At 41.7% G+C, this 22,845-nt stretch carries 18 protein-coding genes; 11 read left to right on the forward strand and 7 right to left on the reverse strand.

All coding sequences use genetic code 11. The features are described from left to right. Positions 1 to 178 precede the first annotated feature (178 nt). The 7 genes from AN390_RS02075 (at position 179) to AN390_RS02105 (ending at position 9,759) form a co-directional block, all read left to right on the forward strand. A complete protein-coding gene (locus AN390_RS02075; RefSeq protein ID WP_055252832.1) occupies positions 179 to 1,687 on the forward strand; it encodes an efflux transporter outer membrane subunit in 1,509 nt (502 codons plus the stop codon). Then, positions 1,687 to 3,231 (forward strand): MFS transporter, encoded by a 1,545-nt coding sequence (locus AN390_RS02080; protein WP_055252833.1) that lies wholly within the window; start codon positions 1,687 to 1,689, stop codon positions 3,229 to 3,231. Before AN390_RS02075 ends, AN390_RS02080 begins: the two co-directional genes overlap by 1 nt. A gap of 24 nt (positions 3,232 to 3,255) precedes the next feature. Then, entirely contained in the window at positions 3,256 to 4,290 is a 1,035-nt protein-coding gene (locus AN390_RS02085) for an HlyD family secretion protein (RefSeq protein WP_055252834.1), read from the forward strand. A 289-nt stretch (positions 4,291 to 4,579) separates the two neighbouring features. Beyond that, positions 4,580 to 6,169, forward strand: coding sequence for a peptide chain release factor 3 (gene prfC, locus AN390_RS02090; protein ID WP_004586154.1), 1,590 nt, complete (start codon positions 4,580 to 4,582; stop codon positions 6,167 to 6,169). A 62-nt stretch (positions 6,170 to 6,231) separates the two neighbouring features. Next, positions 6,232 to 7,974: an arginine--tRNA ligase gene (gene argS / locus AN390_RS02095; protein WP_055252835.1), complete on the forward strand. Its 1,743-nt coding sequence runs from the start codon at positions 6,232 to 6,234 to the stop codon at positions 7,972 to 7,974. A gap of 366 nt (positions 7,975 to 8,340) precedes the next feature. After that, positions 8,341 to 8,979: a pyridoxamine 5'-phosphate oxidase gene (pdxH, locus tag AN390_RS02100; protein WP_004586156.1), complete on the forward strand. Its 639-nt coding sequence runs from the start codon at positions 8,341 to 8,343 to the stop codon at positions 8,977 to 8,979. Between the two features lie 12 nt (positions 8,980 to 8,991). Then, positions 8,992 to 9,759: a TatD family hydrolase gene (locus tag AN390_RS02105; RefSeq protein WP_055252836.1), complete on the forward strand. Its 768-nt coding sequence runs from the start codon at positions 8,992 to 8,994 to the stop codon at positions 9,757 to 9,759. Here AN390_RS02105 and AN390_RS02110 read toward each other — a convergent pair. Continuing rightward, entirely contained in the window at positions 9,726 to 10,346 is a 621-nt protein-coding gene (locus AN390_RS02110; RefSeq protein WP_004586158.1) for an AhpA/YtjB family protein, read from the reverse strand. The genes AN390_RS02105 and AN390_RS02110 overlap by 34 nt on opposite strands. A gap of 151 nt (positions 10,347 to 10,497) precedes the next feature. On the opposite strand from AN390_RS02110, the gene serB reads away from it, so the two are divergent. Next, positions 10,498 to 11,514: a phosphoserine phosphatase SerB gene (gene serB, locus AN390_RS02115; protein WP_055252837.1), complete on the forward strand. Its 1,017-nt coding sequence runs from the start codon at positions 10,498 to 10,500 to the stop codon at positions 11,512 to 11,514. Positions 11,515 to 11,634: 120 nt separating this feature from the next. Here serB and AN390_RS02120 read toward each other — a convergent pair whose 3' ends face one another. After that, complete coding sequence (locus AN390_RS02120; protein ID WP_055252838.1) at positions 11,635 to 14,112, reverse strand: PilZ domain-containing protein; 2,478 nt, start codon at positions 14,110 to 14,112, stop codon at positions 11,635 to 11,637. A gap of 359 nt (positions 14,113 to 14,471) precedes the next feature. On the opposite strand from AN390_RS02120, the gene radA reads away from it, so the two are divergent. The 3 genes from radA (at position 14,472) to AN390_RS02135 (ending at position 17,909) form a co-directional block, all read left to right on the forward strand. Then, entirely contained in the window at positions 14,472 to 15,857 is a 1,386-nt protein-coding gene (gene radA / locus AN390_RS02125) for a DNA repair protein RadA (RefSeq protein ID WP_004586161.1), read from the forward strand. A 75-nt stretch (positions 15,858 to 15,932) separates the two neighbouring features. Next, positions 15,933 to 16,865, forward strand: coding sequence for a hypothetical protein (locus AN390_RS02130; RefSeq protein WP_055252839.1), 933 nt, complete (start codon positions 15,933 to 15,935; stop codon positions 16,863 to 16,865). A 192-nt stretch (positions 16,866 to 17,057) separates the two neighbouring features. Continuing rightward, positions 17,058 to 17,909, forward strand: a complete 852-nt coding sequence (locus tag AN390_RS02135) for a tetratricopeptide repeat protein (RefSeq protein ID WP_055252840.1) — start codon at positions 17,058 to 17,060, stop codon at positions 17,907 to 17,909. A gap of 117 nt (positions 17,910 to 18,026) precedes the next feature. On the opposite strand, the gene serA is transcribed toward AN390_RS02135, so the two are convergent. The 5 genes from serA to metK all read right to left on the reverse strand — a co-directional run bounded on the left by serA (position 18,027) and on the right by metK (position 22,575). Further along, a complete protein-coding gene (serA, locus tag AN390_RS02140; RefSeq protein ID WP_004586164.1) occupies positions 18,027 to 19,256 on the reverse strand; it encodes a phosphoglycerate dehydrogenase in 1,230 nt (409 codons plus the stop codon). Positions 19,257 to 19,265: 9 nt separating this feature from the next. Next, positions 19,266 to 19,919 carry a ribose-5-phosphate isomerase RpiA gene (gene rpiA / locus AN390_RS02145; RefSeq protein ID WP_004586165.1) on the reverse strand — a complete coding sequence of 218 codons (654 nt, stop codon included), beginning with the start codon at positions 19,917 to 19,919 and terminating at the stop codon, positions 19,266 to 19,268. Between the two features lie 37 nt (positions 19,920 to 19,956). Beyond that, positions 19,957 to 20,553, reverse strand: a complete 597-nt coding sequence (locus AN390_RS02150) for a 5-formyltetrahydrofolate cyclo-ligase (protein WP_055252841.1) — start codon at positions 20,551 to 20,553, stop codon at positions 19,957 to 19,959. Positions 20,554 to 20,572: 19 nt separating this feature from the next. After that, positions 20,573 to 21,115: a hypothetical protein gene (locus tag AN390_RS02155; protein ID WP_055252842.1), complete on the reverse strand. Its 543-nt coding sequence runs from the start codon at positions 21,113 to 21,115 to the stop codon at positions 20,573 to 20,575. Between the two features lie 308 nt (positions 21,116 to 21,423). After that, the gene (gene metK / locus AN390_RS02160) at positions 21,424 to 22,575 is read right to left on the reverse strand and encodes a methionine adenosyltransferase (RefSeq protein ID WP_004586168.1); all 1,152 of its coding nucleotides are present in this window, start codon (positions 22,573 to 22,575) and stop codon (positions 21,424 to 21,426) included. Positions 22,576 to 22,845 lie beyond the last annotated feature (270 nt).

A 22,845-nucleotide genomic window follows, 5' to 3' on the forward strand; every position in this document is an offset into this window, starting at 1 on the left:
CAATTTGAGCTTTAAATTAAGGGTGTTTTTAGCAGCTGTTAACTATCGGTATTACCCTGTTTAAATGTATTTGAGGTGTGGCTAGGCAGCAATTAGCGTGCTTAGCTTTTTTTTGCTTATCACTCGAACCGAGCGGTACAGTACATAAATAATTGTGTTATTAATTTAGGATTTAAAAATGGCTAATCAGTGTCTTAATAAAAGACTTTTTAATTATTCGCGGCATTCAGCTATTGCGCTTACATTAGCTGCGGCTTTGTCGGGTTGTGTAGTGGGTCCTAACTTTGAAGAGCCTAATACAAATATAAACAACGATGCTATAAAGCCAACTCCCGAATTTACTCAGCTACAACGCGGTAATGCTGAATTGGCGTGGAATTGGTGGACAATTTTAAACGATCCTATTTTAACGGAGCTAGAGCGCAAAGCACAGTTAGGCAATCTTGACTTACAGCTAGCATCAAGCCGAATTGCCCAAAGCCGCGCGGCATTGGGTATTGCATCGGCAGACCGCTTACCCAGTGTATCTGCTGGGTTTGACTACAAGCGCGAAGGGTTGAGCGAAAATGGTAAATTTGTTGCACTCGGTGCGCCCTCAGACCCTGATAACTTTTGGCAGCTTGGTTTTGATGCCAGCTGGGAACTTGATTTATGGGGCCGTAATAAACGTGTTGAAGAAGGGGCCGTCGCTATGCTGCAGGCCTCTTTGTATGCGCGTGAAGCCGTGCGTGTTAGCTTAGCTGGCGAGGTGGCTAAAACATATTTGTTACTGCGCAGTGCGCAAACGCAGCTCAACATAACACACGAAAACAAAACCATTGCAGAGCGTGTGTTAAAGCTTGCACAAAGCCGCGAAAAAAACGGTGTAAGTACACGTTTTGAAACAATTAGTGCAAAAGCAGAGCTGGCAACAATTAATGCTGCGCTACCAGAGCAAACGCAGCGCCGTAATGTGTTAATGAACGCGCTTGCGTTGCTAGTAGGTGAAAAACCACGTGCCTTAAATACTTTGTTAGCCGAGCGTATTGCTGCGCCTGTTATGCCAAGCGAAATCCCTTCGGCTATTCCATCAGAGTTTGTGAAACGCCGCCCAGATATTTTACAAGCGCAAGCAAACTTACACAGCGCTGTTGCCGCTATTGGCGCGGCCGAAGCGAATTTTTACCCACGCATTACTTTAACGGGCTCATTAGGAGTTGAAGGGTATGCGCAGAGTGATTTATCAACCTGGGATTCACGTGTTTTTTCAGTGGGACCAAATGTTTATTTGCCTATTTTTCAGGGTGGGCGCTTAAAGTCACAGCTTAAGCTGACTAAAGAGCGCGAGAAAAACGCGGCATTAACGTATCGTCAAACTGTACTAAAAGCGTGGCACGAAGTTGATAACGCAGTAGATGGCTGGGCTGCGCAGCAAAATCACCATCACAAAGTTGAAATTGCCCACGACTTTAATAAGCAGGCTTTACAAACCGTTGAAAGAGCCTACCAGCAAGGTGCAGCCGACTACCTTAGTGTTTTAACGGCGCAACGTAATTTATTAGCAAGCCAAACTAAGTTAAATAACAGTGCAACCAATGCCTCGATTGCGGTTGTAAATTTGTATAAATCTCTCGGCGGTGGCTGGAACCCAGACGCGTTACCTGAAAGTGCGCTTGCGCCAATGTCAGCCAAGGCGGAGGGCGAGTAATGAATGCAGTCACGATTAATGTGCCTGTACAAAATGCAGCACCTGTTGCTAAGCCCGCAGGGCCATCAAAACAAGCACTGGCTGGGTTATTAGGCATTTTTATTGCCGCTATGATGGCGGGTTTAAATAACCGAGTAGGGGCACTTGGATTAGCAGATGTGAGGGGCGTAATGGGGGCAAGTTTAGATGATGCCTCTTGGCTTTCAAGCGCCTATACCGTTGGGGAGCTAATCGCTATGCCTTTTGCTTCTTGGTTCGCTATTACGTTATCGGTTAGACGCTTTCATATTTCTATGGTGACTATATGTGGTGTTATTGCGGCTATTTTGCCTTTTATTAATGATTTAAACTTATTAATTGCACTGCGTTTTGTGCAAGGGGTAAGTAGTGGCGCGCTCATTCCTATATTAATGATGGCTGCACTTAAATTTTTACCCCCTAACATACGTTTACACGGTTTAGCGCTTTACGCCATGACCGCTACATTCGCTCCAAATTTAGCTATTTGGCTAAGCGGGCAGTGGGCTGATGTGTTATCGGACTGGCGCTGGATTTACTGGCAAGTTATTCCGCTTTGTATTATTGCAGGCTCACTAACTGCGTGGGGGCTCCCAAAAGAGGGCGTTAAATATGCGCGCTTTAAAGAAGGAAACTGGTTAGGCCTAGTATGCGGCGTATCGTCTTTGACGTTAATTGCCATCGCGCTTGATCAAGGTGTGCGTTTAGATTGGTTTAATTCATCGCTTATTAGTGTGTGTTTTTTTGGTGGGCTAATTTTATTTGGCTGCTACGTATTAACCGAGTGGCATCACAAAGCGCCATTTATGAGACCGCAATTATTAGGCCGTCGCAATTTAGGTATTGGTTCTGTACTGCTTACCATGTTGTTAGTGGTGTTGATGTCGGGCTCAATGTTGCCCTCAACCCATTTAGCCAGTTTGCATAGCTACAGAGCACTACAGCTAGCGCCAGTAGGGTTATTAATTGCGCTACCACAACTTGTACTTGGCTCGGTAGTGGCACTGCTTTTATACAAAAAATGGGTAGACGCCCGCATTGTGATGTCAATTGGATTATTTTTAATTGCGCTGGCCTGTTTTAGCGGCGCACAAATTACGCCTTTATGGCATCGCGATCAATTTATCACAGCGCAGCTGTTGCAAGCATTTGGCCAGCCCATGGCAGTGGTCTCTATTTTATTTTTAATGACCAGTGTACTAGACCCAAGCGAAGGGCCGTTTTTTTCGGGAACCATAAACACATTACGTGTGTTTGGCTCGCTTATTGGCGGGGCTGTTGTGGGGCAGCTATTGACGGTGCGCAGTCATTTTCATAACGAAATGCTATTAGACCGCGCCTCTCTGGTCGGTAACTCATTGGCAAACACCATACCTAATGAGCAATTAGGCGGCGTTATTGCCCAGCAATCGTTAGTGATGTCGGTAGGTGATGCCTACTTGGTGCTAGGTGTGTTAGCACTTGTATTAATTCCGCTGGCGCTATGTATGAACTTTGTACCAGCCCCGAATCTTAATAAATCTTAAATTTTAATCGTTGAGTAATATATTATGGCCTTACCAAAAGTAGTTAAATTAACCGTTGCAGCAACTATACTTGCCGTTGTTGCAGGCAGTATTATTTATCTTAATAAACCGGAGTCGCAAAGTGCAACTCAAACAACTGACGATGCCTACGTGCAAGCCGACTTTACCTTTGTGGCGCCTCAGGTATCTGGCACGGTAGATCAAGTACTCATTAAAGATAACCAGCGAGTACAAAAAGGCGATTTAATTGCCACCATAGATAATCGCGATTTTGTAGTGGCCCTAGATTCCGCTAAAGCCCAAGCTAATAGTGCTAAAGCTAGTGTAGCTAGCTTGCAAGCTAAGTTAACTTATCAAGATTCGCTGGTACAACAAGCGCAAGCTGCGGTAGAGGCCGACACTGCATCACTTAAATTAGCGCAGTTAAATTTAAAGCGTTATACCAACTTAGCAACCGATGGCTCAGGCACTGTGCAAGCACGAGAAGAAGCACAAGCAAAGCTGGCTATTCAAAAAGCAAACTTGCATAAAAACCAAGCAGGCCTTGCGGCAGCAAAGCAGCAGATTGAAATTTTACGTGCCGATATTGAAAAAGCCAAAGCTGTGCTTGTACAAGCTAAAGCACGTGTAGTAGATGCCGAGCTTAAGTTATCGTACACCCAAATTACAGCGCCTATTGATGGCATAGTTGGCCAAAAATCGGTGCGTGTAGGGGCGTATGTAAACCCAGGCAGCCCGCTGTTGGTTGTTGTACCCCTTGATAAAGTGTTTGTTAGTGCAAACTACCGTGAAACTCAACTAGCTAATGTAAAAGTAGGCCAAGAAGTTGAAATAAAAGTAGATGCACTACCAGGGCAAATTTTACTCGGCCACGTTGATAGCCTAAGCCCTGCCAGTGGCGTGAGCTACTCGGCCATTGGTGCTCATAACGCCACGGGAAACTTCACCAAAATTGTGCAGCGTTTACCGGTTAAAATTAGCTTAGATGCAAACCAGCCGGCGCTTAAGCAGTTACGAGTAGGTATGTCGGTGGTGCCAAGTATTTCAATAACGCAGTAGCACATTGCGTTAATTACAAGGCCAGTAACCAGGTTGCTGGCCCTTAAAATTAGTTACTCCTTCCTTTTGCATATAAAGCCAAGATATTTTTGAGTTAGATAGCACACTTTTATACCGACTCCTGTTACAATTGCCACTATTAAAAAATTAGCTATATGGCGTTAATTGTTGTCAATTTATTCACACTAAATTGCTCAAAGCCCAGTTAATAACGATCAACTTAACGGGTTGCCTTGCATACACTCAATGTTATGCATGTAACTTGGCATCAAACTAAAAGAACTTATTAATGGCAGACCAGAATATTATCAACGAAATTAGCAAGCGAAGGACTTTTGCAATCATATCGCACCCGGATGCTGGTAAAACCACCATCACCGAAAAAGTACTTTTGTTCGGACAAGCGATTCAAAAAGCCGGTACTGTAAAAGGCCGTGGCTCTAATCAGCATGCAAAGTCTGACTGGATGGAAATGGAAAAAGAGCGTGGTATATCGGTTACTACCTCTGTAATGCAGTTTCCGTATAACAATGCGCTGGTTAATTTACTTGATACCCCTGGACACGAAGACTTCTCAGAAGATACTTACCGTACATTGACCGCGGTAGATTCGTGTTTAATGGTTATTGATGCCGCAAAAGGTGTAGAAGAACGTACCCGTAAGCTAATGGAAGTTACGCGCCTACGTACCACGCCTATTGTTACCTTTATGAATAAGTGTGACCGTGATATTCGTGACCCAATGGAACTACTTGATGAAGTAGAAACAGAGCTAAATATTGCCTGTGCGCCTATTACCTGGCCAATTGGTTGTGGTAAAGAGTTTAAAGGTGTTTATCACATTCATAACGACGAAGCGGTTTTATACAAAACAGGCCAAGGTCATACTATTCAAGAAGTTCGTACTGTAAAAGGCCTAGATAACCCAGAGCTTGATACCGCCATTGGTGAAGAACTCGCTGAGCAATTACGTGAAGAGTTAGAGCTGGTAATTGGTGCCTCAAATGAGTTTGATCTTGAATTGTTTTTAGCAGGTGAGCTTTCTCCAGTGTACTTTGGTACAGCCCTTGGTAACTTTGGTGTAGACCATGTACTTGATGGTTTAACGCAATGGGCACCAACGCCATTACCGCGCGAAACAGATGACCGCCAAGTAATCGCAACAGAAGAAAACTTTACTGGCTTTGTGTTTAAAATTCAGGCCAACATGGACCCTAAACACCGTGACCGCATTGCCTTTATGCGTATTGTCTCGGGCAAATACAGCCAAGGCATGAAAATGAACCACGTACGCCTTGGTAAGCAAATTAGTATTTCTGATGCAGTAACCTTTATGGCGGGCGATCGTGAGCGTGCAGCAGATGCATATGCGGGCGATATTATTGGTTTGCATAACCACGGTACCATTCAAATTGGTGATACCTTTACGCAAGGCGAAAAGCTTAAATTTAGCGGTATTCCTAACTTTGCGCCTGAGCTATTTCGTCGTATTCGTTTGCGCGATCCGCTCAAACAAAAGCAATTATTAAAAGGCTTAGTACAACTTTCTGAAGAAGGTGCTGTACAGGTATTTAGACCGCTTACTAACAACGATTTAATTGTAGGCGCGGTAGGTGTACTTCAGTTTGACGTAGTTGTAGCGCGCTTAAAAGCTGAGTACAACGTAGATGCAATTTACGAAGGCGTAAATGTAAATACGGCACGTTGGGTAAGCAGCGACGATGTTAAAAAGTTTGAAGAGTTTAAACGTAAGTGCGAAAGCAACTTAGCACTCGATGGTGGCGATAACTTAACTTACATAGCACCGAGCCGTGTAAACCTTAACTTATCGGTAGAGCGTTACCCAGAGGTAACCTTTAACCATACGCGCGAAAACTAGAATCGACTGACTAAAGTTAACTGAAAGCCTGCTATGGCGGGCTTACAAAGGTAAATAATATAATGAACATTCGTACTATTTTAGTAGAAAAAGCCATTGCCGCCATGACCGCGGCAGGCCTACCAGAAGACACAAACCCAGCTGTTACACAAAGCACACGCCCACAGTTTGGTGATTACCAAATTAATGGTGCAATGGGCGCCGCTAAAAAAATGAAAAGCAACCCACGTGAGCTTGCGCAAAAAATTATTGATAACCTAGATGTAACCGACATCGCTGAAAAAACAGAAATTGCCGGCCCGGGTTTTATTAATATTCATTTAAAGCCTGAGTTTTTAGCCAACAGTGTAAAAGCAGCAAACAGCGATGCAAAACTGGCTGTAAACGAGCACGCAAATCCACAAACTGTCGTGGTAGATTACTCATCACCTAACCTTGCAAAAGAAATGCACGTAGGCCATTTACGTTCAACCATTATTGGTGATGCCATTGTACGTGCGCTTGAATTTAGAGGCGACAAAGTCATTCGTCAAAACCACATGGGCGATTGGGGCACACAATTTGGTATGCTAATTGCGCATTTAGAAGATCAAATTAGCCAAGGCGTAGACTTAGAGTCGGTAGCGCTTGCTGATTTAGAAACGTTTTACCGCGATGCAAAAAAACGTTTTGACGATGAAGAAGGCTTTGCCGATAAAGCCCGTGACTATGTAGTTAAACTACAAGGTGGCGACGCGCACTGTGAAAAGCTATGGAAGCTATTTATAGCGACCTCTGTTAAGCACTCTGAAGAAGTTTACAAACGTCTAAACGTAACGCTTACCCAAGACGATATTATGGCTGAAAGTGCTTACAACAGTGAGCTTAACGATATTATTAGCCTATTAAAAGATAAAAACATAGCGGTAGAGTCGCAAGGCGCACAAGTGGTCTTTTTAGATGAACTTGCTAATAAAGATGGTGAGCCATCGGCGTTTATTGTGCAAAAATCTGGCGGCGGCTTTTTATATGCAACCACCGATTTAGCCGCGTGTAACTACCGCTCAAATACCTTAGGCGCTGAGCGTATTTTAATATTTGTTGATGCACGCCAAAGCCTTCACTTTAATCAAGTGGAGCTTACCGCACGTAAAGCAGGCCTTTTACGCGATGAAACAAGCTATGAGTTTTGCCCTTTTGGCACCATGATGGGCGCCGATGGTAAACCATTTAAAACCCGTACAGGTGGTACAGTAAAACTTGCTGATTTACTTGAAGAGTCGATTAGCCGTGCAGCAACAAAACTTGCTGAGCGTGAATCTGATTTATCAGATCATGATCGCAGCGAGATTGCGCGTAAAGTAGGTATTGGCGCTGTTAAATACGCTGATCTTTCTAAGCATCGTACCAGCGATTACATATTCAACTGGGACACCATGTTAAGCTTTGAAGGCGCAACAGCACCTTACTTACAATATGCTTATACCCGTGTGCGCAGTATTTTCCGTAAATCAGGTGTCGATGCCGCTACGCTAAATGCAGATGTAGCCATAGCCGAGCCGCAAGAAAAAGCACTCGCGCTTAAACTGCTTCAGCTTGAAGAAGTCCTTGATTTAATGATCTCTGAGGCTACTCCGCACGTACTATGTAGCTACTTATACGAGCTAGCTAGCCTATACATGACATTCTATGAAGCCTGCCCAGTGCTTAAAGAAGGCGTAGAGCCAAGCGTACGTGGCAGCCGTTTAGTGTTATGTAATTTAGTGGCAGATACACTAAAAACAGGATTGGATTTGCTTGGCATTGAAGTCATGGAGCAAATGTAATCACCTTCTGCTTCGTGTAGTTCGCTTTAGCTGCGTTGGTAAAACTATTTAGCCTAAGTCACATACAAACCGTATGCTCCTTGGCATAAATAGTTTTACCGCCTTGCTAGCACTCCTACACTTGCAGATGATTTTAGGCTTTACTTGACGAACTTTTGTAAGTTAATCAATTTTGTAGCTGATAGCTGATAGCTGATAGCTGATAGCTGATAGCTGATAGCACCGTAGGTTGGGTTGAGTGAAACGAAACCCAACATTAACTAAGCACTAACCCAAAATATAAAATTGTTCTTATTACTGATTACTATTGATTGCCTGGCCTTAACTTACCCACATACGCTTTAATAAACAGAGAAGGATTTGTTTATGAAACTCGAAGACATCCGCCGTGAATACCTGCAAGACGCGCTAAGCGAAGATAACTTGCAAGATGATCCATTCAAACAATTTGAAACGTGGCTTGAGCATGCTGTGGGCAGTAATATCCCAGACCCAACGGCCATGGTTGTGGCAACGGTTGATGAAACCGGGCAACCTTCACAGCGTATTGTATTGCTAAAACATTTAGATGATAACGGGTTTGTATTTTTTACTAATACCGGCTCACGTAAAGCGCAAGAGCTAAAAGGCAATAACAAAATATCGCTGCACTTTCCGTGGCACCATATGGAGCGCCAAGTGATTGTATACGGCGAGGCAAAACCATTACCGACGGCTGCAGTCGCTAAGTATTTTTTATCGCGCCCTAAAGAAAGTCAATTAGCAGCATGGGCCTCAGCGCAAAGCAGGCCAGTCTCATCGCGTAAAGTGCTTATGGAAACCTTTGCTAATATGAAGAGTAAATTTGCTAATGGTGAAATTCCATTGCCTGATTTTTGGGGCGGTTACTGCGTAGTCCCTTCTAAAATAGAGTTTTGGCAAGGTGGCGCACATCGTTTACACGACCGCTTTATATATCAGCGCCAAACCGATAATAGCTGGCAAATAACACGTTTAAACCCTTAACCGGTTTACGCTGTGAAGTTTATAGACTCCCACTGCCACCTCGATTTTACTGAGTTTGACGCAAAGCGCGAATCACTCATAAAAGAGTGTACGGCTAAAGGTGTTGAGCGCTTTGTTGTGCCAGGTATTAGCTTGGCGCAATCTCAGCAGCTAATTGAATTTAAAGCTAAATACCCACAAGTACATATTGCCGCAGGGCTTCACCCTTACTTTTTAGATGAGCATAAAGATGCTCACTTAGCGCAGTTATTCGATTTTGCAAAAGCCAATAAAAAGCAGTTGGTGGCAATAGGGGAGTGCGGGCTTGATAGAAGTATTGATGACCTTGAAAAACAAACCAGCCTATTTGAGCAACACATTACCCTTGCTAATGAGCTCAAGCTGCCGCTTATTGTGCATCACAGGCAAAGCCATGATTTAATTGCGCATGCGTTTAAGCGCTGCAAGCCAAAATATGGCGGGGTGATACATGCATACTCAGGCTCCATGCAACAAGCACAGTATTATATTAAACAGGGCTTTAAATTAGGTGTAGGTGGCGTTATTACTTATGAACGAGCAGCAAAAACCCGTGATGTAATTGCTCAAATAGAACCGCAGCATTTAGTGCTTGAGACGGACGCGCCCTCAATGCCATTAAGTGGCCATCAGGGAGAAATTAACACCCCTGCGCATATTCCTGCTGTATTTGAAGTTTTATGTAGCTTAAAGCCAAATAGTAATAAAGCCGAACTTGCTCTGCAGCTTTACGATTCTTGCTCTGAGGTTTTTTGCATATAGCGATTTACCTGCCAACGTTTTAGGCCTCGCCCTAGCTGCCATGTAAAAATACAGGCTATTACTAGCATTAATAAAACTTGCCTGCCTAAATCATGAAAATGATTGTGGCTGTCAGATATTGCCGCGCGGGTTAAATAAGTAATAGATACAAAGCCTAAAGGCTTATCTATGTCGCTTACAACGGGCTCAACAAATGGGGTTTTTAGTTTACTAATCCCTGGGGTGGACTCTGGCAATTGGCCAAATATGTGGTGCGATTGCCAGTGATCGCTGCTGGCTATAAGTACGCCTTGCTGATCGTAAATTGTGGCTGAAAGTACAAACTCGTCTTTGCTTATATCATTACACAAAGCTCTAAGCTGCGGCTTATTTTTAGCAAGCAGAGGCTCTTTAGCATTAAGAGCCATAAATGAGGTTAAGCTTTTGGCAGTATTATCGGCACTATTATAAAGTAGTTGGTGGCTTTCAAAGCTACTGTTAACACCTACAAAACTCAGTAATACAAAACAGCCCGCAGCCAATAACAAGCGAACGATTCGCTTTCTTTGTGATGCAGACAAAGGGCTTTTTATATGGTTATTTTTCATAGTCACCGTATATGCTACTGACAGCATTTTGATTTGATGTTACAACTACGCTAACTATAACCTTAAATCTACCCCGATGGCGAATTTAGCGTTATGAATACCCTAATTGATACGCCAAATTAGAAAAATAAATAACAAACACGGAGAACCCATGTCGCAAATGAACATGGCACAGCCAGCTGCTGAGCAAGCATTACATTCTTTAACGCTAAACACATGGTTTGATTACAAAGAAGGGAGTTTTACTCCTGCTCAAACAATACCAGATAAAGCCGTTGGGTTATTTAGTATTGCGTTTGCGGGCGATTTTGAACTAAAGCATGTAACGAGCATTATCGACTTTTTAAAAACGCACGCGCTTAAAGTAACCGCTGTATGTCAATATCAGCCCGACTTAGGGTTAGCCCCAGCTCTGTGTTTTTATAGCCCAGAGGCAGAGCAAAAAATTAACCCGCTTGCGCTAAGAGAGTTTGCAAACACGCTTGATTTTCAGCTAGTGCAAGTTACAACGCCACCCAACCTATATGAGCCAGGGCTGCTGGTTATGGATATGGACTCTACCGCCATCACCATAGAGTGCATTGATGAAATTGCACGTTTAGCAGATGTATATGACGATGTGGCTTCGGTGACCGCGCTTGCAATGGCGGGCAAACTAGATTTTAGCGAAAGTTTAAATCAGCGTGTAGCAAAGTTAGCCGGCATAGAACAAAGCTTAATTGAAGATCTAAAAAACACCCTACCATTAATGCCAGGTATTAAAGCGTTATGCCAAATATTAAAGCAGCATAATTGGTATCTTGCTATAGCATCAGGCGGTTTTGTGCCCTTTGCCGAGCGTGTGCAGCAGCTGATTAATTTAGATGAAGTACATGCTAATGTGCTTGAATTTGCAAACGATAAACTGACAGGAAAAGTCTCTGGTGCCATTGTTGATGCGCAGCAAAAAGCGGTTGTTTTAGAAACACTGCAGCAAAAGCTGGGCTTAGCAAATACGCAAACGGTAGCCATTGGCGATGGTGCAAACGATTTGCTCATGATGGAAAAAGCAGGGTTAGGCGTTGCCGTACACGGTAAACCAAAAGTGGTGGAGCAAGCGCAAGCGGCTATATGTCAGGGTTCGTTACTGCAATTGTTGTATATGTTGGCTATTCCCTTAAATAAGTAACCTGAGAATATCCACCAAAATTAATTATACCAATCGGGTTAAGTTATTTAGACATTTATAACGCTATTAACGCTTTATTTAGCACGCTATAAACTTTTAAGTCGATTGGTATTAAGCCGCTTAGCGCAAGCGGTTTAACCATAACAGCTTTCTGCGGCTCATTTGAGCGACCTGCTTTTGATCTAACTCTAAATGGCTAAGCGCTTCGTCGGTTATATCTACAATATCACCCACCCCAGATACTGCCCACAGCGCTTCTTCTATGTCTTTTGCTTTGTGCATTGCATATTGGCTTACATATTTAAGTTCGTTTGATAGGTAGTCTGTATCTGGGCGACCCGTTCGCGATAAGTACAAGCGCATAACAAATACCAGCTCAGATTTAACGCCTGCGCTAATTTGCTCACTAAAGCTTGAATAGTTTTCGCCTAGTATGCATTGGCTCGTCACAGCCTTTTCAATGTTATCTTGTTTAGGGTCAAAATTAATTGCGAGTGTAAACGGCAAAGGCGGGTCTTGTCGGCTACGATCTTTAATGCTTGGGGTGATCACATCAATAATTTGTTGCTGCGTTAAAATATGGCTTAGGTCAGTTTTATTATTTAATAAGCCAAAATTTTGTAAAATCACGTGAATTGGGCTGGCATATAAACCAAAACCTATGGCGCCTGGAATAAAGTGGCTTGCTTCTTTATGTAAATAAAGCGGGAATTGGCACACACTTTTGGTCACCATATTTCTCAGTGCGGTAGAAAGGCCTTCTATTTTAGGGGCTTCTTCAGACACTTTTAATTTATCTTTATTACTTTGAATTAATTGGGTAAAAAAGTTAACCCCTGCATGTGGTAAGTCAGCAACTCTGTTGGCTTTTAAATTAATGGTCGTTAACGACTTACTAATTGCCATCACTTCGTATTTAAGCTCACTTAAATTATGCTTTTTAGTTATTTTTTGTAAATCGGGGAAAGACAGTAAAACAATATCGCCTTTTTTAAAGCTAACCGGCGAGGCTGACTCTAATTGCAAACCCATAACCGAAAAATCCCGAGTATGAGCCTGATACTGCTTATCCTCAAACGTAAGCTCGGCAGGTGTTTTATACAAGTAACGTTTGTGAGAGCGTAAGTTTACATACTCTAGTGGCACAATATCTAAATAAGGAGGCTTATTATGCTTAGCGTGGCCAAAATGTTTAAGCTGGTTAACTAACGCCTTATCGTAGGGCTGCTTCTTATAATGCGCTTGTTCTTCACTGTTGCCAATGGCGGTTAAAACCGCAATGTATTTTACATCTTTTATAAGGCCTGCCACTCTTGGAGAAGGTGGCTTATTTAGCTTTTCTATGTTTTTACCCGCCGAATTAGGCAACGATAATGGAATAAACGAATCATCAGGGTGGCTTGGCATAACTTGTAACTTAAAGCATTGCCAGCTGTCTTTTTGGCTACCAAACCCTAAAAACTGGTTTCTTAATTTAGGGTTGTTATTAAGCTCTGTACGCGTGGCTGAGTAGTAATAAATTTTTCCTGCAGAAACATGAGTAAACGTATATAAGTAATCTTCTTTTACTGCGTTTACTTGGGTAAGCATTTGGCTAATACGTTGATTATTTAAAATGCTATATAAGCAGGGCACTTTTCGTTCATCAGTAAAATAGCGCTGAATAAAAATATTATTTTCAGTGGTTAGGCTTAAACTAGGAACAATTTGTTCGCCTTTTTTACTTAAAAACACGTATAAAGAGGTAACGCGCGGAATATAATATTGCTCATAACCCTTTGAAACCACTGCATCTAGGGTGTTATCTAAGTTCACTTTATAGCGGCGTTTATTACCGTTTATAAAGCTATCTAAAAAATTATCGAATGCTTCATTTTTTTCTATAAAAGTACGCTTTAAACGAATGTGGTTATATTCACGAGATATGCTTTCAACTGCAACTACTTCATATTGAATGCCATTTTTAAGGCCTAGCTCAAAATCTTGCTCAAGCCCTACTAGCCGCATGGCAATTAGCTGCCCTTTTTTTATAATTTGGCGGGTAGGAAGTTTAATTTTACACCCACTCAAAGAGATATCTGAGGTACTCGCGGCAATGTTTTTCTTATCGTTGTACTCAATTTTAACTTTAATCGAGTAGTTCATTCGCTCCTCAGAGCGGCTTTCATAAGAGGCAAATTTTATTACGCTGGTAGTCAGAGTGTCGTTTTCAACTTGTGTATCACTTTGCTCTTGTGCTTGCTTTTGTAGTACGCGATGGTTGTTTTCGGTATTCATTACCGCTTCGTATACCGCTAAAGTATAGCCGCCGTGTTGTTTTAAGGCTGCCTCAAATACTTCTATGGCGGTGTCATCCATAAAGTGTTGTTTACCATTGTGCTCATACGGGCGAACTTGGCCTGTTACTAAGCCTCGCAGGTCAACAAAACGGGCAACTGGCTGAGATAGGCGCGACATTTCCATTTTCATTAAAAACTGCTCAGGCTTTGTTAAACCTGCCGTTTTAGATTTGAAAATTAGGTCGAACTTTGCGTTACCTAAATAGGTTTTTAGCTCATTTACGAGGTCTTCGTGTTTGAGCAGTATGTCTTCAGCCATTTATAAATCGTCACCGTCTAATTGAAAAGTAGGTATACTGTAAAGTCCATTTATTTGAAAAATTCAATAAACGTAACATCGTGCTATGTTATTAATATAGGTACGATTTTTCGTGTAAGTACAGTTTAACTCTTGTTATTATGTGTTAAATGCCAATTTGTTGGCAAGTTACTTTAAAGTATTTAAAAGCAATAAGTATGCCCTAACTTAAAGTAAAAGAGAAAATTACATGTGTTTGTTTCTAATATAGATCCTAGAGTGGCTTTAGCAATGTAGCGCTGCTATGTCGTTCTCCCCATGATAAAATAAACAACTAAATGTATGCATTTTAAATTAAAGAATAGTAGGTAAGGTTATAAATGGCTAAGGCGGCAAAAGTAGAATTTGTTTGTACAGAGTGTGGTATGAACTACCAACGTTGGCAAGGTCAGTGTCGCTGTGGTGCGTGGAACACGTTGGCAGAATTTAAACCCTCTGCAGGGCAAAGTAAAAAAGCCGCTGCGCGAGCAACCGTTGGTGGTTATGCAGGTGGTATTGGTGGTGGCTCTAAAAAAATTGATGATGTAGCCACCACCGAGGCCGAAAAGCAGCTAACAGAAATAGGCGAGCTTGACCGTGTACTAAGCGGCGGCGTAACCACGGGCTCGGTTAATATTATATCGGGCGACCCAGGGGCAGGTAAAACAACGCTATTATCTGATTTAGTAGCCAGAATGTCGCAGCGTATGCCATCACTTTACTGTACTGCTGAGGAGTCGTTGTCGCAGTTTAAGAACCGTGTAAACCGCTTAAAGCTTAACTATAACGCCGATGAGCTTTATTTACTTTCTGAAACTAGCGTAGAAACCATTATTGAAGAACTTGATAAAAATAAAATTAAGTTTGCTGTTATCGACTCTATTCAGGCGGTTGTAACCGACACTGCAAATGGCAGCCCAGGTTCGCCTTCGCAAGTAAAAAGTGCCGCACAAGCGCTTACTCAGTATTGTAAGCAAAACGATGTCACTATGTTTATTATTGCCCATGTAAATAAAAACAACGAAATTGCAGGGCCGCAAACATTAGTGCATATAGTGGATGCCTTATTGCACATTGACACGAATGATGGACAGGTACGTACGCTTAGAGCTAACAAAAACCGTTTTGGTGATATTGATACCGTAGGCATTTTTAAAATGTGCGAACGCGGCATGCTAAGTGTTGATAACCCCAGCGAGATTTTTTTATCGGGATCAAGTACTGAATCACCAGGCTCTACTATTACGTGTATCCGAAAAGGTAACCGTAACTTATTGCTCGAAATTCAATGTTTAACCACCGAAACCGAAGCCGAATTTCCGCAGCGTGTGTGCGTGGGTTTAAACATGAACCGAATAAAAATGCTCACTGGTATTTTACGCAAACACACCAAAACTAAAATATTTCACGATACGTTTTTTAATATTGTGGGCGGCTTACGAATCGATGAAACCGAAACCTGTATTGATTTAGCGTTAGTAACCGCGCTTTTAAGCAGCTTAAACGAGTTTGTTGTACCGCGTACAACCTGCATTATGGGAGAGCTTAGTTTAAACGGCGATGTGCGCCCAATCGACAGCGGTGTACCACGGGTTAAAGAAGCGGCTCAGCATGGGTTTACTGAAATATTTATCCCGTTTCGTAATTACCATAAATCGATGGAAGGACTAGGGGCTAAAATTACGCCAGTAAAAACCGTGCACGAGTTACTGAGTTTAATTAATTAACGCTTACAGCGGCTGCTGTGCAATGTTACTCTTGAGCAAACACAATTTATATACAGAACAGAATAAGGAAATAGCATGAAAAAACTCGTAATAGCCATAGCCATCGTTGCAGCCGGCGTAGGCGGTGTTAGCTACGCAAACTATGTAGCAACTCAAGAAGTACGTACCGAAGTAGACAAGCAGCTTGCTTTAGTGAGCGATCAAACCGGTGCAACATTTAAATACGCGGGTTTATCGGCAAGTGTTATTTCTAAAAGTGTTGAAATTACTAACATGGAAGTAATTAGCCCTGAAGGTGATAACGTAGCGCATATTCAAAGTATTGAAGTAACCGGTTACGAAACCGATAAAATATCGCCACATACATCGTTTATAGTAAAAAGCTTTCAGTTCGATAAAGACTTTGTAGCAAAACTACCTGCTGATACAAACGAAATGCTTGCCTCTGCAAGTTACGACTTAAGCTCATCGCTCGATTACGATGAACAATCTGGCGACAGCGACGTAGTTTTAAAGCTTGATGCAAAAGATATTGCTAGTTTTAATATGGATGTAGGACTTGCCAATTCTAAAGCATTAATGGACGCATCCCTTGCGATAAGCAAAGCACAGCAAGAAGCAGGTGACACGCCGCTTACGTACGAGCAAGAGTTACAACAGCAAACCTTAGTTATGCAAGCTATGAGTAAGCTTGAGCCACGAAATATTAATTTAGTACTTAATAACCAAGGCAAATTAAAAGAGCTATTTGTGAGCGAGCTTGAAAAACAAGGTATGACGCTTGAGCAAATGCAAATGACGCTACAGCAACAGTTACAGCAAGCGCCCGTAACTGAAGAAATAGCACAGGCGCTGACTGATTTTGCCAAAGGTTTAAACTCATTAAGCATATCGGCAAAATTGCCTGAAGGTAAAACCATGATGGAAGTAAACCAGCAAATAATGATGTTAGCTGGCCAGCCAGAAGAGCTAGTTAAATTTGTTAATTTAGAAGTTAAAGGCGAGTAAAGTCGTTTTAGCTTTGTAGTTGCCTATATGGTTGGCTGCAAACAATAAAGTTGTTAGAGCGTGGGTATATCTCACGCTTTTTTATGCAATATAATAATCTGTTTTTAAATGCTTTTTCATTGGTTGAACTGCTTGTTTTTTAGTCTCTGTTTGGCTAGTGTATTAGTTATACATACGGAAATGGACCTAATTATGCGCTTATTTTTAATTCTTACCCAAGTAATAATCTTATCGCTTTCGCCTGCCTTATCAGCAAAAACTAATTTTGAGCACAATATCAAGGTGGAGTCATGCTCTTCAGAAAAATGTAAGGAAGAGTTTAAAAAACTAAAGCGATACTCACGTCAACAGATCCCACTTGCTCAAGAGATGTTGGGCACTTTTTATTATAATGGTTATGGTGTAGAGCAAGATTTAAAAAAAGCAAGAAGGTACTTTTATGAAGCCGCTCGTTGGGGGCTGCCTAATAGCCAGTTTAAACTTGGCATAATGATGATTGAAGGCCAAGGTGGTGAAGTTAATAAAAGCCTTGGCTTTACAAATTTACGACACGCCGCTAAAAAGTTACCAAAAGCAAATTATTATATTGCAGCATATATGCTAACTAATAACCCGACAAAAGATGATGCTTTAGAAGCAAAAGAAAAGCTAGAACTGGCAGCAAATAAGGGCTATGTGAGGGCAAATTTTTTACTAGCTAAAGTGTATGAATCAGCAATTTTAGGTCAATCCAATAAAGAAAAAGCAATTAAGCATTATAAAAAGGCGGCTATAAAAGACCCAAGGGCAAAACTAAAGCTTGCCGCTTTAGGCATCGATTTACCAAGAGAGCCTGAAAATAAAGATATTGAGCGTATAACCGTTGTTAGAGAAAAGCAAACAATGGGTAATTTTATCACTAATATAAAAAATTTGCCTAGTATGCGAACAGCCGTATCGAGTCGTATTAAAGGAGGTAAATGCGAGGATAGCATCAGCTGTGAAAGTATAAGTGGTTATGAAAACTTGAAACTGTTTAAGCAAGGCGCTACTCAAGGTTTATAATGGGCACCTAGGTAAATGCGTTGAAATGAGAGCCTAAAGTTAAGTTAGCTTTAAAATAAAAACACCGTATTTATTTTAAACACGGTGTTTATTTAATTATTTTTTACACTTCATCTTTTAGTGAAGAATACGCGCTCTAATTGTACCTTCTACTGCGCTTAGCTCTTTAAGTGCAACTTCTGACTGATCGGTATCTACGTCAATAACTACATAACCAATTGATTCATCAGTTTGTAAGTACTGAGCGGCAATGTTAATACCGTGCTGGGCAAACGCTTGGTTAATTTGTGTAAGTACGCCAGGGCGATTGTGGTGTACGTGCAATAAGCGGCTACGGTTAGCAAGCTCTGGTAGCGAAACCTCAGGGAAGTTAACAGCTGTAATAGTTGAACCATTATCTGAGTATTTAGCTAATTTACCGGCTACTTCAATACCAATGTTTTCTTGCGCTTCTTGGGTTGAGCCACCAATGTGCGGCGTTAAAATAACGTTGTCGAATTCACGCAGTGGCGATACAAATTCTTCTTCGTTAGATTTTGGCTCAACGGGGAATACATCAATAGCTGCGCCGCTTAGCTTTTTCTCGCTAAGTGCTTCGGCAAGTGCATCAATATCCACTACAGTACCGCGTGAAGCGTTAATTAGTATTGAGCCTTGCTTCATTACGGCAAGTTCTGCTGTGCCAATTAGGTTTTTAGTTTGCGGTGTTTCTGGTACGTGTAAACTAATAATATCAGCGCGCTGTAAAAGCTGTGTTAGGTTATGAATTTGTGTTGCATTACCTAAAGAGAGCTTATCTTCAATGTCGTAATACTCTACGTTCATACCTATGTTTTCAGCCATAATACCAAGCTGGGTACCAATGTGGCCGTAACCAATAATCCCGAGCGTTTTACCACGCGCTTCAAACGAGCCGGTTGCTGTTTTTAACCAGCCGCCACGGTGCGCTGCTGCATTACGCTCTGGGATGCCACGTAATAGTAATAGTATTTCGCCAAGTACAAGTTCAGCCACTGAACGAGTGTTTGAAAACGGTGCATTAAATACTGCAATACCGCGCTCGCGAGCTGAGTTTAAGTCAACTTGGTTAGTACCAATACAAAAACAACCAATGGCTACTAGCTTTTCAGCTGAGTCTAAAACTGCTTGGTTAATATGAGTACGAGAACGAAGCCCTACAAAGTGCACATCTTTAATACGCTCTTTAAGTTCGTCCTCAGGTAGCGATGTTTTTACGTAGTCGATGTTGCTGTAACCATTACGTTTAAGCGTTTCTACTGCGCTTTGGTGAACACCTTCAAGCAAGAGAATTTTAATTTTGTCTTTTGCTAACGATACCTTACTCATAACCTCATCCTATTTAATTTGTGGCCCATTTTTAGTGCCGATAATCACTTTATCAGCGCCGCGCATCGCAAATAGGCCGTTGGTAACTACGCCAACAATTGAATTAATTTGTGTTTCAAGTTGTTTGGCATTACTAATACTTAAATTGTGTACATCTAAAATAACGTTACCGTTATCGGTTACTACGCCTTGGCGGTACACAGGGTCGCCACCAAGTTTTAATAATTCACGCGCTACGTAGCTGCGTGCCATTGGTATAACTTCTACCGGAAGCGGAAAATCACCCAATGTATCTACTAATTTTGTGTCATCAACAATACAAACAAATTGTTTTGCAACGGCTGCGACTATTTTTTCGCGGGTAAGTGCTGCGCCGCCGCCTTTGATCATTTCGTTTTGGGCATTAATTTCATCTGCGCCGTCTACGTATACATCAAGAGCATCTACATCGTTTAGCTCAAACACTTCAATACCTAACGCGTGTAAACGCGCTGTTGAAGCCTCAGAGCTAGATACCGCACCCGTTATGGTGTCTTTTACTGTGCCTAGGGCATCAATAAAATGATTTACGGTAGAGCCTGTCCCCACACCAACAATGGTGTTTTCTTTTACAAACTCGAGTGCAGCCCACGCAGCTGCTTTTTTTAATTCGTCTTGCGTCATTGTTATGCTCATATTTCAAATGTGTAGTGGGTGTTTATTACCAGTGATAAATTTTATCGGGAGTAATAATGGTTTTAAGTGGAACATCCCACGATTCAATTGGCAGTGCATCTACTTTTTGGCAGCTATGTGCTAAGCCTATAAGTTGCGGTTTTTGCCAATTGTAAGCGTGTAATTGCGCCAGTGTTTTATCGTAAAATCCACCCCCCATTCCTAATCTGTTACCTTGATTATCAAATGCTACAAGTGGCATCAGTAAGTAATCTAAATCAGTTAATGGGCATATTTGAGAGCAGTTCAGCTTAGGCTCCAAGATACCATAGCGATTTGCCCTCATGGGTGAGTTTTTTTCATAGCGTTGAAACAGCAAAGTAGCCCCATTAAATGGGTGTATAACGGGTAAGTAAAGGGTGTGGCCTTTTTCCCATAACTCATTAATTAACAATGAGGTATCTAATTCTCCATCGTTACTAAAGTAAATGGCTATTTGTTTTTTTGAGGCTGTTTTATCGCTATTTAGCTGTTGAGTAAAATTCAACTTTAACTGTGCCGCGGCTTTTTCTTGCTGTTTTTTTGATAGATTATTGCGTAATTGGCGAATAGATTGGCGTATGTGTGTACGTTTATTGCTCATTGTAATTACGCACCTTTGATTAAATAGACACTAAATCAGGAAAAGCTAAGTAAACAGCAAGCACAATAAGTAGTAAAACGGCGGTGGCAATCAGTGAATATAACAAAATATTGCTACGCGTTTTAACAGGTTCATCGAGCTGCTCGTCAAGCATTAGATCATCTTCTTGCCACTCATCGCTTTCGTCTGTAGGGCTTTTTAGCTCATTGGTTGGAAGCCTTTGTTCTAGCTCTTCTAGCTTTTCTTCTAGGCGGATCAGGCTGCTCGTTATGTAATCAAGGGCATCAAAAATCCGTTCATCACGCTGACTAGCTGCGCTAGGGCTTTGAGTGGGCAGCTCACCTGTGGCTTGTAACTTACTTTTAATGCCTAGGCTTGCCAGTAATTTGGCCTGCTTTAAGGCTTTGTCTTTATTGCTAGGTGCAAAGAGTGCTTTGCCATTAAAAAACTGAGTTACTTTATCTTCAGACGTTTTTAGCTTACTTGCTAAATTTACGCAGGCCGTTTTAGCCTCAGTGCCCTCGGCGAGTCCTACAAACATAACACGAAAATTATTGGCCATTTACTTATCCCTTAAGCTTTTATTATGCAAAGAGTATATACCTAAAACCGTACGAAATTCGAGGGCTAGCTAATACCAATTTAATTCAAAACACGATTAGTTTAGCGTATTAAATAGTGCACTGATTGCGTTAAAATTATTTATATAAAATAACTGTACGCCGTAAATTCCTTTGTTATTGCACTCTTTACTGGGTGCTATGATAAACAACTAAATTAATGCAATTGATATAAAGCGCATAATTAGCCTTTGCTTTAGATATAAAAACGGCCCTTAAAAGGGCCGTTTATTATTTAATGTATTTTGGCTTAAAGGCCAGCAGCTGCGCGAAGTGCGTCTGCTTTATCTGTACGTTCCCAAGGGAATTCGTCACGACCAAAGTGACCGTATGCCGCTGTTGGTTGGTAGATAGGGCGCTCTAAATCAAGCATTTGAATTAAGCCGTAAGGGCGTAGGTCAAAGTGCTCACGAATAAGCTCAATTAAACGACCTTCTTCAAGCTTGCTTGTACCAAAGGTTTCAACGCTGATAGAGGTAGGCTCTGCTACACCAATTGCGTAAGATACTTGTAGCTCACATTTATCAGCAAGGCCTGCAGCCACTACGTTTTTAGCTACGTAACGTGCAGCGTATGCAGCTGAGCGGTCAACTTTTGATGGATCTTTACCTGAGAAAGCACCACCACCGTGACGTGCCATACCACCGTATGTATCTACGATGATTTTACGACCCGTTAAACCACAGTCGCCCATAGGTCCGCCAATTACAAAACGACCCGTTGGGTTAATGAAAAATTTAGTCGCGCTAGTAATAAGCTCGGCAGGAAGTACTGGCTTAATGATGGTTTCCATCACGGCTTCTACTAAGTCATTTTGCGAAATTTCTTCTGCGTGCTGAGTAGAAAGCACAACTGCATCAATACCTACTGGCTTGCCGTTTTCGTATGCAAAAGTTACTTGAGATTTTGCATCTGGGCGTAACCAGTTAAGCTCGCCGCTTTTACGTACTTGCGCTTGGCGCTGTACTAAACGGTGTGAGTAAGTAATTGGCGCAGGCATTAGTACTTCTGTTTCGTTACATGCATAACCAAACATAAGGCCTTGGTCGCCAGCACCTTGTTCTTCTGGGCTAGTACGGTCAACACCTTGGTTAATATCAGGAGACTGCTTACCAATTGTGTTTAAAATTGCACACGAGTCTGCATCGAAACCCATGTCTGAATGCGTGTAGCCAATTTCACGTACTGTTTTACGTGTAATTTCTTCAATATCAACCCATGCGCTAGTGGTAATTTCACCACCAACCATAACCATACCGGTTTTTACGTAAGTTTCGCACGCAACACGGGCATGAGAGTCTTGCTCTAGGATAGCATCAAGTACCGCATCAGAGATTTGATCGGCGATTTTATCCGGATGACCTTCAGAAACAGATTCAGAAGTAAATAAATGTTTTGCCATTGTATTTCTGCTCACAAATATTGCGCTTCACAAACGTCGGTATTAGCGCTAAAAAATTAAGGGGCGTATTTTATCTAAAACAAAACACCTTGCATAGTGTTTTTACGCCTAGACGTCTAAATAAAATGAGTAATAACTTTTTGGTCTTAAAAAATATTCATAATAGCCCATTTTTATGGGGTTTTTAATTGCACACTGCACCCACATTAAGTAAGAATGGTTGCTATAACAGCTCTTAAGTTACTTAAGGGTATTAACGAACACATAAGT

This window comes from Pseudoalteromonas sp. P1-11, from assembly GCF_001399995.1.
In the GTDB taxonomy this organism is placed as follows: Bacteria; Pseudomonadota; Gammaproteobacteria; order Enterobacterales; family Alteromonadaceae; genus Pseudoalteromonas; species Pseudoalteromonas atlantica.